The following is a 12,200-nucleotide window of genomic DNA, read 5'->3' as shown; positions in this document are numbered from 1 at the left end:
GTACATATTGAGGCAATTTCAGAGAGCTTGTGGTCGGTGTGAACAAGTAATTGTACAGTATGGAATGGGCTTTTGAGCACCAAACCGAACCGAAAGTAGTAGGCTTTGGCGTTATATCCAAACGTTATTATGGATTAGAGAGATTTCACAGTAGTGAAATAATTAGGGTGGTACCGCGGTCCATTCGTCCCTATAGTTTTTGGGATGAATGGGCTTTTTTGTTTGCCTTCTCTTCCCCCATCACGCATTCAATTTTAGGAGGAATTACTTATGTCAGTTATCTTTTCTGGTATTCAGCCAAGTGGAACGATTACACTTGGAAACTATTTAGGAGCAATGAAGCAGTTTACAGAGCTTCAAAATGAACACGACTGTTATTTCTGTATTGTAAACCAACATGCGATTACAGTACCTCAAGATCCCGTACAACTTCGTAAAAACATCCGCAGTCTTGCTGCACTTTATGTGGCATGTGGCATTGACCCTGAAAAAGCTACTTTATTTGTACAATCAGAAGTACCAGCACACGCTCAACTAGGTTGGATCATGCAATCTGTTGCTTACGTTGGAGAATTAGAGCGTATGACGCAATATAAAGATAAAGCTTCTGGTAGAGATTCAGTGCCAGCTGGATTACTTACGTATCCACCATTAATGGCTGCTGATATTTTACTTTACAATACTGAAATCGTGCCGGTTGGTGATGATCAAAAGCAACATATCGAATTAACACGTGACCTAGCAGAGCGTTTCAACAAACGTTACCGTGAAATCTTCACAATGCCTGAAATTCGTATTCCAAAAGTAGGAGCTCGCGTTATGTCATTAACAGAACCTACGAAAAAAATGAGCAAATCTGATCCGAATCCAAAATCAATGATCAGTATGCTTGATGAGCCAAAAACAATTGAAAAGAAAATTAAGAGTGCTGTTACTGACTCTGAAGGTATTGTGAAATTTGATAAAGAAAACAAACCTGGTATCTCTAACTTATTAACAATCTACTCTTCATTCTCTGGAAAAACAGTTGAAGAAATTGAAGCAATGTACGAAGGAAAAGGATACGGCGACTTCAAAGGCGACCTAGCGCAAGTAGTCGTAGAAGCAATTCGTCCAATCCAAGACAAATATAACGAACTAATCAACTCACCAGAACTAGACGAAATTCTAGACAAAGGTGCAGAAAAAGCAAACCGCGTTGCATTCAAACAACTACGCAAAGTAGAAAATGCAATGGGGTTAAGTAGAAAACGTAGGTAACATATAAAGCGAAGGGCTAGGAGCCGGAGCTGGATTTCATATAAAGCAGAGGGCTTGCTGCCGGAGCTAGATTACTACAAAATTAAAAAAACCGCCAATTGGCGGTTTTTTAATTTACCTTTTGCTCGTTTTCCATTTCCCATAACTTTTCAAAAAATGGCTGTCCTTTTACGAGACGCTCGCATAATTGTTCGTGTTTCTCAGACCAACCAGCTTTCGCTTCATCATACAGTCTAGCCCAAATATCCTCGAACTCCATATGTTGAACCGTTCCATATGCTGATGGATCCCACTCTGTGTACCAATAGCGAATCTCCGCTGTATTTTTCGTTGTATGTAATTGATCTAACGCCATAAATAATAATTGTTTCAGCTGTCTTTCTTTACGAGTCAAGCCATTCATAATGAAAGGCGATGGTGATAAAATGTGGTGTTCTTTTTCTGTTTCTTCTACTTGGAACTCATACTTTTCTGCTTGTACGTTTTCTACCATCTCATATACCATCTGCTCTTGGCGTGGTATAAGTCTGCTTTTGCGAATTGGTACATTGTAACCAATTGTGTCAATCGCAATAATTCCTTTTCCATCTGTAACAACAAAGCAATACTCTTGCTGCAAACGTTCATGATTTTTACGAATATAAGCCTTATGATGTACGTCTTCCAGCATTTTTTGCGGAAGCTCTAACAATTCGTTCTCGATGTAATGATATAATGTGGCATCTACTTTTAATAATGGCACTTGATCTAATAGCTCAATCGTATCATCTTTCCGCCATTCGTAAAAATGACAAACGTTATACCCATTTTCTTCACCTTCAAACCAATTTACCCATACATCATGTAGATATAACATTCACTACCCCTCACTTCACTACTGTTTGTACCAATCATTATGTTCATTTTTGCTTAACTTTATTCCACTTGAGGAAATATATTCTAATTATTATTTTTTCTTCTATTAATACTAAAAAAACAGGAAATAGAATTCCTGTTTTTTTATATATGAAATGTATTTGCTTTATTCAATATTTCTTTTGCATCTATAGATAATAAAGAAAGTGTATCTTCTCCTTCCAAAGTTACACAATCTTTGACAATATGAAATCCAAGCGCATAGCCAAGCATCTTCGGATAAGAGTGAAAGCCATTTAATAAGATGTCATGTTCCCTTGTTCCTCGTTTTATACTTATTCTTTCATGTACAACATTTTTCCAATAATAAATAGCCTCTTCTTTTGAAAGATACGCCGTCCACGGTGCATTGTTTTTCTCTGTATACCTTTCTGTTACTGCTTGTTCCGCTAGCCCTTCCATAATCATCGTATCAAGTAATGTATATTCTGTTTCTTTCGTCTCAATTTGATGTAACCTGCATATGTGATGATATTCATGCGCCAATAACACTTTTAATTCTTCTACCGAATTCCGCCCACATACGAATAAGAAAATAACATGACGCATAGATAATCCAGCCCTACCGTTATACTCTTCTTGTACAGTTCGATTATAGGAATCTGATAATAAAATAAAGACAGGGACATCTGGACCTTTTAACCAATTTTTCAGTTTATCGTACTCCAGGCTCAATTCTTTCCAAATTTCCTTTTCCTCTAATTCTTTAATTTCCTTTTCCCCGCGCATGATCGGGCGATACATCCCTTTTGAAATTAAAAAGCGATACAACCTTTCTTTTGGCAACGGAATATACTTCGTAAATTTCTCACAAAGTTTTTCTGGCCGTCCATAATATAAATGTAACCATTCAGCTGTTTCAACAATCCCCATCTTTATCTCTCCTTTTTCTTATGTATATGCTACAGGAGAAAAAGACGTAAAAATAAATAAGGAGTTTTTTCGCAATATAATGCGAAAAAACTCCTTATTTTATCTATTATTTATACGATTTAAATACTAACACTGCGTTATGACCACCGAATCCTAATGAGTTACTTAATACTGCATTTACTTCTTGGTGTCTCGCTTGATTCGGTACGTAATCTAAGTCACATTCTGGATCTGGTGTCTCATAGTTAATTGTTGGAGGAATTACTCCGTCTGTAATTGATTTAATAGAGAAAATCGCTTCAACAGCACCAGCTGCTCCTAATAAGTGACCTGTCATTGATTTCGTTGAGCTAATTGCTACTTTATACGCGTGCTCACCGAAAGTTTCTTTAATTGCCATCGTTTCATATTTTTCATTCGCATCCGTACTTGTACCATGCGCATTAATGTAATCAATATCTTCTGGCTGTAGGCCTGCATCAGCTAAAGCTTGACGCATTGCACGCACTCCGCCTTCACCACCAGGAGCAGGCATTGTAATATGGAACGCATCTCCAGTTGCACCATAACCAGCAATTTCCGCGTAAATGTGAGCACCGCGCGCTAATGCGTGCTCTAATTCTTCAAGGATTAGAATACCTGAGCCTTCACCCATTACGAAACCGCTACGGTTTTTATCAAATGGACGGCAAGCCGTTGCTGGGTCTTCATTAAATGTTAATGCTTTCGCTGAGCTAAATCCTGCGAATGCCATACTTGTTAGCGGTGCTTCTGCTCCGCCTGTAATCATTGCATCAGCATCACCACGCTGAATTGCTTTAAATGCATCACCAATTGAGTTTGCACCAGATGCACAAGCCGTTACAGAACAAGTGTTAATTCCTTTTGCTCCTGTTGCGATTGATACTTGACCTGCTGCCATATCTGGAATCATCATCGGCACGAAGAATGGGCTCACGCGGCGTGGGCCTTTCTCAGTAAAAATCTTAAATTGTTCTTCGTATGTTTCCATACCGCCAATACCAGATCCAATCCATACACCAATTCGAGGTCCGTTTTCTTCTGTAATTTCAAGCTTTGCATCTGCAACTGCCATTTTCGCTGCTGCTACTGCATATTGTGTAAAGCGATCCATACGGCGCGATTCTTTTTTATCAATATATTTCTCGACTTCAAAGTCGTTAATTTCCGCTGCTACTTTTGCTGGAAATAGTTCTGGATCAATTCTTGTAAGTCGCCCGATTCCAGATACACCCTTTTTAATGTTTTCCCATGCTGTTTCAACATCTGTTCCGACCGGTGTAACAGCTCCTAGTCCTGTAATTACGACCCTCTTTTTTTCCATACAAAATACACTCCTTTTTTTCTCTCAGTCCTTATTTACCCCAACGAAGAGCAACTGCTCCCCATGTTAATCCGCCGCCAAAACCAACAAGTATAATTAAATCACCGTCTTGAATACGTCCGTTTTGCAATTCCTCTACCATTGCAATCGGAATTGAAGAAGCTGATGTATTACCGAACTTCTCAATTGTCATACTCATTTTTTCTTGTGGTAAATTTAACCTCTCTCTTGCAGATTCCATAATACGAATATTTGCTTGATGCGGTACTAAGAAATCCACATCTTCTTTCGTAAGACCAGCTTTATCTAAAACACGAAGACAAGATTCACCAAGTTGACGAACGGCAAATTTAAAGACTTCTCTGCCATTCATCATAACATACTCGTCTTGATATAGATGCTTGCCGCCGCTTCCGTCTGCTCCTAATTCGAAAGATAGAACGCCTCTTCCTTCTGAAACTGCTCCCATTACGATAGCACCGGCTCCGTCTCCAAATAATACCGCTGTATTTCGATCATTCCAGTCTACAATTTTAGATAGCTTATCACTACCAACTACTAATACGTTTTTATAAGTCCCCGTTTGAATAAATTGTTGCGCTGTAATCATTCCGTACATAAAACCAGCACATGCTGCACCTACATCCATTGCAGCTGCATGTTTCGCTCCAATCGCTTCTTGAATGACACAAGCTACTGCTGGAAACGCACGATCTGGTGTTACTGTCGCCACTAAAATAAGATCGATATCTTCTCCGCTAACCCCTGCATCTTCAAGTGCTTTTTTTGCAGCCTCTACGGCCATATATGAAGTATCTATTGTATCATCGGCAATGCGTCTTTCTGCAATTCCCGTTCTCGTACGAATCCATTCATCGGATGTATCCATTATTTTTTCTAAATCGTGATTTGTGACTACTTTTTCTGGCACATATCTTCCGATCCCTAAAATGCCCACGTTCACATCGCAGCCCTCCGTTTTATATCAATTATTATGACTTGGTACTAATTTTAAAACATAAATGTATTTTTGTCTAGAATATATTTCGCATAAAACAGAAAGCTAACGCATTATCCACTTTATTTTTCATTAAAAGAAACAGAATCATACCTTTTCGTGTTTCATTCCAAATAAAAAGGCCCGAACCGCTTCTACTCACGATTCGAGCCTCCCCTCCATCAAAAAAGAAGGATTTTATTCTTTATCTGCTTTCCCAAGCTCATAAGCTTCGTTCATAACTTTCATTAACAACTCTAACACCGGCTGTGCCTTCTCCATATCAAGTGCAATTCCGTTATCATCTAAAATTGCCTTCGCTTCCGGTAAATGCTTCATTGCGATTTGTAAAAACTGCATGCTTTTTTCGTTCATATTATACTCTTCCTCTCCATTAAAACTTTCACATACAATAGTGTAACACGCGTGCTACTCTTCGTATAACTCTTTATATTTTTTCATGTGTGCCAGTTGCTTATTTAAACCGTATTCTAACGGAGTATTTCTTTTTATCGAAATGACTTCAATAGCCTCATCTCTTATTTCATTATTATTTTTATTTACTTTATCATCCGCGCGTAAAAGATTCATACCTTTTTCCCATAATGACTGTTTACCACTAAGTAAATTGTATATACCAAGATGCGCCCCGTTCGTTCCATTTTCCCATAAGTATTCACATACATCTTCAATGTAAAGCAAATCACTTCCTTTTTCCTCACTCGTACAACGGCACTCTTTCTCGTCTAATTCTGATAAAATGAGCTGATGATACATCATAAAGGATGGTTGCCACGGTCCATATAATGTAGGAACTCGAAATACACTATATTTTAAATTCCCTTTTTTCAATCCTTCTTCTACTTTCAAAAATAGGCGCTTATTTTCGGATTCACCTGTACTACTTACTTCAATAGAAGAAATTAAATTTAACTTCACTTTTTGTTCTTCACACATTCTTATAATTCGCTTTAAATATTGTAATATGACTCTTTCATTCCGAAATCCACATTGCTGATTTGGCTCATATAAGCAAAAGTAGACAGTATCGAATCTCTCTTCCTCTACCGATCTCCATCCATCTTCATCTCTTATCGAATAATACGTAAATAACGCATTTCGCCCAATTAACAATAACTTCTCTTCATTAATTTTGGTCATACTATCGAATTCATCAAAATCAAGACCATACACTTCTACTTCTTCTACGATCATTTTATTCACAAGGTGATAACCTACAAACGTAAGTGCACCTATTATCAGCACGCGTTCCATACCACCAACCCTTTCCCTTTGAAACAAATAGCTCCTCATTTATGTATATGGGAGCTTCACAATTCTTCTTCATATTTTTTAAAGAAATCGGTCGTTTGCCTAACCATTTTATATTTCACATCTTGCAGATGGAATAAGACAGAAGTATCACATTGATTTAATTGCCTCATTTTCTCATATCTCCGCAACTGCTGTTTTCTTCCTCTTTTTTCTTGTGTTGATACGAAAATTTTAACAGGTACACAAGATGGAAGAAGCGTAAATGATTTCTTATTTATTTTTAAATCTAATTCTTCTTCTTTGGAATCATACGCCAAACTTAATTCCTTCACGAGTCTCTTGTAAAAAAACTTATGCTCTTTCTCAAAACCCACATATTCTGGTAAATCTAAACACGGATTTAACATAACAACAGAACGAATACATTCAGGATATTTGTTCATCATTTCAAGTGCCACAAGCGCTCCCATACCATCTGCCATAATGTGCATCTTCGCATTTAACGTCTCTTTTCTCAAAACAACATCATATAAACGCTTTGCCAGACGAACAGATTGATCGTTCCCCCAATGTCTTCCGTATAAATTAGAGGAAAAGACCGTGTAGCCTTGCTCAATAAGACCATGTAAGAAATAAGATTTACCCGCATGTTGTGTCCATAAACTTGTACCATTCTCAATAAAGTAGTTATAATCACCGAGGAGCATAACAGAAAATCCATTTGGCTTCTCCGGTAAATAAATGACACATGGTTCTTTTTCTAAGTAAAAAAAACGTTCCGTAATACTCATTTTTCCCCCGCCTTATTTTCTAAACATATAAAACCACTCTTTTATAATGTATGAACGGAATGCAAATTTGCGTTGAAAAATCTACAAATATTTTTCTATATTCTTTTTTCAATTGTGTTACAATAAGGACAGATTGAACGAATAGAGGTGTAAAATATGCGTTTCATTTGGGCATTAATTTGGTCGTTCTTACTTGTACATATGATGAGCTACGTAATTGGCTCTATGACTGGCGGTACATACGACTTTAACCAAGCGTCTATTTTCTCAGTTGTTCTTGCTGTATTAGTACTCGCAATTTCAGCTGCAATTCCAAACGAGCCAGTAGAACAACACTAAAAAAAGAGTCCGGATTTTATCCGAACTCTTTTTTATTTTCATTTCACATGAACGACTAATTCGTTATTTTCTACATCAACAACTACGTGACTATTGTCTGTAATTGTTCCTGCAATTAATTCTCTTGCTAATTTCGTTTCCACTTGACGTTGTACGTATCGTTTTAATGGACGAGCTCCGTACATTGGGTCGAAACCAGCTTCTACAACAAATTCTTTTGCTGCATCTGTTAATTCTACTGTAATGTGACGGTCAGCTAGACGGCCTTGTAGTTCTTTTACAATTTTATCAACAATGCCTTTAATTTCATTCGTTGTAAGAGGTTTGAATAAAATAATTTCATCAACACGGTTTAAAAATTCAGGGCGGAAATGTCCTCTTAATTGCCCCATTACAAGGTCTCTTGATTCCTCTTTAATCGAACCATCTTCTTCTAATCCCTCTAGTAAATGAGCAGATCCAATATTTGAAGTCATAATAATAACTGTGTTTTTAAAGTCTACTGTTCTTCCTTGTGAATCTGTAATGCGTCCATCATCTAACATTTGTAATAAAATGTTGAATACTTCTGGATGTGCTTTTTCGATTTCGTCTAACAAAATAACTGAATATGGTTTACGTCTTACCGCTTCTGTTAATTGACCGCCCTCTTCATATCCTACATATCCAGGAGGCGCACCAATTAAGCGTGACACAGCGTGTTTCTCCATATACTCAGACATGTCAATACGAATCATTTGCTCTTCACTATCGAATAAAGACTGCGCTAACGTTTTTGCAAGTTCTGTTTTACCAACACCCGTAGGGCCTAAGAAAATGAAGGAACCAATTGGACGATTCGGGTCTTTAATACCAGCGCGTGCACGAAGAACCGCGTCTGATACTAGGCTTACTGCTTCCTCTTGTCCGATGACACGCTCTGATAAGATTTGCTCTAAGCGTAGTAATTTCTCACGTTCGCCTTCAACAAGTTTAGCAACAGGAATACCAGTCCAGCGTGAAACAATATCTGCAATTTCTTCTTCACTTACTTCCTCACGTAATAAACGATTTTCTTCTTTATTATGCGCGCCCATTTCTTCCGCTTCTTTTAATTCTTTTTCGATTGCAGGAATTTTCCCGTGACGAAGTTCGGCTGCTTTATTTAAATCGTAATCACCTTCTGCTTCTTCTAATTCACGGCGCAGACGTTCTAAATGTTCACGTAAGTCACGAACTTTGTGAATGTCTTCTTTTTCTTTCTCCCATTTCGCTCTCATACCACTTGCAACTTCTTTTAAATCCGATAATTCACGTTGCAATGTTTTTAGACGCTCTTGGCTACCACGATCCGTTTCTTTTCCAAGAGCCGCTTCTTCAATTTCCAGCTGCATAATACGACGCGTTACTTCATCTAATTCTGTCGGCATAGAATCGATTTCTGTACGAATTGTTGCGCACGCTTCATCAACAAGGTCAATCGCTTTATCCGGTAAGAAGCGATCTGAAATATATCGATCTGATAAAACTGACGCTGCTACAATCGCACGGTCATGAATATTTACACCGTGATAAATTTCAAAGCGTTCTTTTAATCCACGTAATATGGAAATCGTATCTTCAACAGTTGGTTCTTCTGCTAATACTTGTTGGAAACGTCTTTCTAGTGCTGGATCTTTTTCAATATATTTACGATATTCATCTACTGTTGTCGCCCCGATACAATGCAGTTCACCACGAGCAAGCATCGGTTTTAACATATTTCCTGCATCCATCGCACCTTCTGTTTTACCAGCTCCAACGATTGTATGAAGTTCATCAATGAATAATAAAATGCGTCCTTCACTCTTTTTAATTTCATTTAATACAGCTTGCAGACGCTCTTCGAACTCACCACGGAATTTCGCACCTGCTACGAGCGCACTCATATCTAACGCAAAAATCGTTCTATCTTTCAATCCTTCAGGTACATCCTTTTTCACAATACGCTGTGCTAATCCTTCAACGATTGCTGTTTTACCAACACCTGGCTCACCAATTAAAACAGGATTGTTTTTCGTTTTACGTGAAAGAATGCGGATAACGCGTCGAATTTCACTATCTCGGCCGATAACAGGATCAATTTTCCCGGCTCTCACTTCTGCCACTAAATCACGGCCATATTTTTCTAACGCTTCATAAGTTGCTTCTGGATTTTGACTAGTCACTCTTTGATTCCCCCGAACTGTCATTAAAGACTGTAATAAGTTATCTTTCGTAATATGCAATCTTGCAAATAATTGATTTATATCGCCTTTTTCTTCGGAAAAAGCAAGCAATACATGTTCGACTGAAATGTAATCATCCTGCAGTTTTTCTGCTTCTTCCCCTGCTCTTACAAGCAGTTGTTGCAGAGCGCTCGTTACATACAATTTTCCAACCTCTGCACCGCTCCCTGTTACAGAAGGTTTCTTTTTAATTAAGCTTTCAGCGCTTTGCTTTAATGCTTCTATATCAACATTCATTTTTTGAAATATACGTACTGCTAATCCATCTTGCTCTTCTAATAATGCAAGTAATAGATGAACAGTATCCATCTCTTGGTGATGATGAGATACCGCTAAAGATTGGGCACTCATAATCGCCTCTTGTGTTTTTGTTGTCATTTGATTTAAGTCCATCTTTACAGCCCTCCAAAAGTTTGACTTTCTTTGACCTTTGATTTGATTATACGCCAACTGACTTTTTTATACAATAATTTTGCCTATGTATTTTCAAACTTATTATTGGAAAAAGAAAAAGGAAGCATTCATTATATTGTTTTAAAAATACGGTAAATGAAATTATAATGTGTAACGACAAAAAAGCCGCAATAACGATTGCGGCTTCTGTTACGGTTTTCTTTTATATGTCCACTGACGGTTATGATTCGTATTATCTGGAAATTTTTCACCGGCAGTTAATTGTACCATTTGCGGATTTTTCACCATACTTCCCGTTTCACCAATTTCTACATAAATACCATCATTCGGCGCTTTTTGTCCAGAACGAAACCTGCGATTTTGTCCCATTTTCATTCTCCTTCCATGACGTCTTTGCCTCATTAGTATATCCATTTTAAAAGAAAGGTTTTCTGTCATGTTTAGGAAACAGTACTACATCTCGTCCTTGTACATATATATGAATGATACAAGCGTAAGCAGGGATTTCTTTCCTACTTGTAGAAAAAAAAGAAACCAACCTACTCTAGGCTAGTTTCAAAGGAGAGTCAAACATATACGAGAAGATTACATGTTCATTATAAGTCTCATCACACGAGCAATGTAACCCTTTTCACAATTTGTACATAATGAAAGAAACATTGTTTGAACTTTCTAAAAAGATGTTGACTTTTCTTAATTTCCAACGATAAATAGTAGACACCGCAGCACTTTGAGACGTAAGATGGATATATAGTGAAATTTCCATCTATGGTGATTTCACCGAGTCTAACCTCTTATTTCTGCATATTAAAAACGGAAATACAGATAGATACAAAAAAATTATTATAAGAGGTGAAATTATGAACAAACAACATTTAATCGCATTAGACTTAGACGGTACTTTATTAACAGACAACAAAATAATTTCCACTCGAACGAAACATACAATTGCAAAAGCAAAGGAACAGGGACATATTGTTGTTATTTCAACAGGACGTCCATTCCGTGCTAGTTATGATTACTATAAAGACCTTGCTCTTAACACACCTATCGTAAACTTTAACGGTGCTTACGTACATCATCCTCTTGATTCAAGCTGGGGAACACATCACTCTCCTCTTGAGCTAGCAACAGCGCAAGAAATTGTACGAGCTTGCTTTGATTTCGGCGTAAAAAATATATACGCGGAAGTAATGGACGATGTGTATGTTCGTGAAATTGATGAAGATAAAAAACATATTTTCGAATTCGGCTCTCCTAAGATTTTTACGGGAGACTTATTAAATATTTTAAACGATCATCCAACTTGCTTATTAATTGATGCACATGACGAGCATTCCACTGCAATTCGTCAACATTTAACGGATATGCACGCGGAAGTAATCGATCATAGAAAATGGGGCGCACCTTGGCCGATTATTGAGATTGTGAAAAGCGGATTAAATAAAGCGGTTGGATTACAAAAAATTTCTAGTCATTACAACATTCCACAAGAGCGAATTATCGCTTTCGGTGACGAAGATAATGATTTTGAAATGATTGAATTTGCTGGTCACGGCATCGCAATGGGGAATGCCATCCCTGAATTAAAATCACTCGCAAACCATACGACGTTAACGAACGAAGAAGATGGTATCGCTTTATATTTAGAAGAGGTTCTTGGGTTGTAATCTAAAAATTCCCTACTTATAGTTTCCTGCCAAATGTCCATACTATAAGTAGACGCAAGAGACATCGCGTCGATT

The 12,200-nt window shown here is 37.5% G+C and carries 12 protein-coding genes and 1 other annotated feature (1 of these 13 running past the window's edge); of the genes, 3 read left to right on the top strand and 9 right to left on the bottom strand.

Annotation, left to right across the window (positions count from 1 at the left end; all coding sequences use genetic code 11):
- Positions 1 to 195 (top strand) — a binding site (T-box leader) (it extends 22 nt beyond the left edge of the window).
- Positions 196 to 270: 75 nt separating this feature from the next.
- Entirely contained in the window at positions 271 to 1,260 is a 990-nt protein-coding gene (gene trpS, locus QCI81_RS20180; RefSeq protein ID WP_063546790.1) for a tryptophan--tRNA ligase, read from the top strand.
- Between the two features lie 109 nt (positions 1,261 to 1,369).
- On the opposite strand, the gene QCI81_RS20175 is transcribed toward trpS, so the two are convergent.
- The 7 genes from QCI81_RS20175 to QCI81_RS20145 all read right to left on the bottom strand — a co-directional run bounded on the left by QCI81_RS20175 (position 1,370) and on the right by QCI81_RS20145 (position 7,456).
- Entirely contained in the window at positions 1,370 to 2,116 is a 747-nt protein-coding gene (locus QCI81_RS20175; protein WP_000966129.1) for a YjbA family protein, read from the bottom strand.
- A 143-nt stretch (positions 2,117 to 2,259) separates the two neighbouring features.
- Positions 2,260 to 3,048: a DUF2268 domain-containing putative Zn-dependent protease gene (locus QCI81_RS20170; RefSeq protein WP_071731607.1), complete on the bottom strand. Its 789-nt coding sequence runs from the start codon at positions 3,046 to 3,048 to the stop codon at positions 2,260 to 2,262.
- Between the two features lie 106 nt (positions 3,049 to 3,154).
- Complete coding sequence (gene fabF, locus QCI81_RS20165; protein ID WP_353810878.1) at positions 3,155 to 4,393, bottom strand: beta-ketoacyl-ACP synthase II; 1,239 nt, start codon at positions 4,391 to 4,393, stop codon at positions 3,155 to 3,157.
- 31 nt (positions 4,394 to 4,424) lie between these two features.
- Entirely contained in the window at positions 4,425 to 5,357 is a 933-nt protein-coding gene (gene fabH, locus QCI81_RS20160; RefSeq protein WP_001100533.1) for a beta-ketoacyl-ACP synthase III, read from the bottom strand.
- 231 nt (positions 5,358 to 5,588) lie between these two features.
- Positions 5,589 to 5,765: a ComZ family protein gene (locus tag QCI81_RS20155; protein WP_001986215.1), complete on the bottom strand. Its 177-nt coding sequence runs from the start codon at positions 5,763 to 5,765 to the stop codon at positions 5,589 to 5,591.
- 54 nt (positions 5,766 to 5,819) lie between these two features.
- Complete coding sequence (locus QCI81_RS20150; RefSeq protein ID WP_071731606.1) at positions 5,820 to 6,692, bottom strand: NAD-dependent epimerase/dehydratase family protein; 873 nt, start codon at positions 6,690 to 6,692, stop codon at positions 5,820 to 5,822.
- 29 nt (positions 6,693 to 6,721) lie between these two features.
- Positions 6,722 to 7,456: a lipase family protein gene (locus QCI81_RS20145; RefSeq protein ID WP_000028690.1), complete on the bottom strand. Its 735-nt coding sequence runs from the start codon at positions 7,454 to 7,456 to the stop codon at positions 6,722 to 6,724.
- 156 nt (positions 7,457 to 7,612) lie between these two features.
- Here QCI81_RS20145 and QCI81_RS20140 point away from each other — a divergent pair, with 156 nt between their 5' ends.
- Complete coding sequence (locus tag QCI81_RS20140; RefSeq protein WP_001211116.1) at positions 7,613 to 7,795, top strand: YjzD family protein; 183 nt, start codon at positions 7,613 to 7,615, stop codon at positions 7,793 to 7,795.
- Positions 7,796 to 7,833: 38 nt separating this feature from the next.
- On the opposite strand, the gene clpB is transcribed toward QCI81_RS20140, so the two are convergent.
- Complete coding sequence (gene clpB, locus QCI81_RS20135; protein ID WP_353810877.1) at positions 7,834 to 10,434, bottom strand: ATP-dependent chaperone ClpB; 2,601 nt, start codon at positions 10,432 to 10,434, stop codon at positions 7,834 to 7,836.
- Between the two features lie 210 nt (positions 10,435 to 10,644).
- Positions 10,645 to 10,824, bottom strand: coding sequence for a YjzC family protein (locus tag QCI81_RS20130; protein ID WP_000531422.1), 180 nt, complete (start codon positions 10,822 to 10,824; stop codon positions 10,645 to 10,647).
- A 491-nt stretch (positions 10,825 to 11,315) separates the two neighbouring features.
- On the opposite strand from QCI81_RS20130, the gene QCI81_RS20125 reads away from it, so the two are divergent.
- Positions 11,316 to 12,125 (top strand): Cof-type HAD-IIB family hydrolase, encoded by an 810-nt coding sequence (locus QCI81_RS20125; protein WP_071731604.1) that lies wholly within the window; start codon positions 11,316 to 11,318, stop codon positions 12,123 to 12,125.
- Positions 12,126 to 12,200 lie beyond the last annotated feature (75 nt).

It is taken from the genome of Bacillus cereus group sp. MG20 (genome assembly GCF_040459885.1).
GTDB lineage: Bacteria > Bacillota > Bacilli > Bacillales > Bacillaceae_G > Bacillus_A > Bacillus_A cereus.
The sequence above is the reverse complement of the archived record's forward strand: the minus strand, read 5'-3'. Positions and strand labels throughout refer to the sequence as shown.

Coding starts and splice junctions, on each gene's coding strand:
- trpS (WP_063546790.1), top strand. CDS start 271: ATGTCAGTTATCTTTTCTGGTATTCAGCCAAGTGGAACGATTACACTT.
- QCI81_RS20175 (WP_000966129.1), bottom strand. CDS start 2,116: ATGTTATATCTACATGATGTATGGGTAAATTGGTTTGAAGGTGAAGAA.
- QCI81_RS20170 (WP_071731607.1), bottom strand. CDS start 3,048: ATGGGGATTGTTGAAACAGCTGAATGGTTACATTTATATTATGGACGG.
- fabF (WP_353810878.1), bottom strand. CDS start 4,393: ATGGAAAAAAAGAGGGTCGTAATTACAGGACTAGGAGCTGTTACACCG.
- QCI81_RS20155 (WP_001986215.1), bottom strand. CDS start 5,765: ATGAACGAAAAAAGCATGCAGTTTTTACAAATCGCAATGAAGCATTTA.
- QCI81_RS20145 (WP_000028690.1), bottom strand. CDS start 7,456: ATGAGTATTACGGAACGTTTTTTTTACTTAGAAAAAGAACCATGTGTC.
- QCI81_RS20140 (WP_001211116.1), top strand. CDS start 7,613: ATGCGTTTCATTTGGGCATTAATTTGGTCGTTCTTACTTGTACATATG.
- clpB (WP_353810877.1), bottom strand. CDS start 10,434: ATGGACTTAAATCAAATGACAACAAAAACACAAGAGGCGATTATGAGT.
- QCI81_RS20130 (WP_000531422.1), bottom strand. CDS start 10,824: ATGGGACAAAATCGCAGGTTTCGTTCTGGACAAAAAGCGCCGAATGAT.
- QCI81_RS20125 (WP_071731604.1), top strand. CDS start 11,316: ATGAACAAACAACATTTAATCGCATTAGACTTAGACGGTACTTTATTA.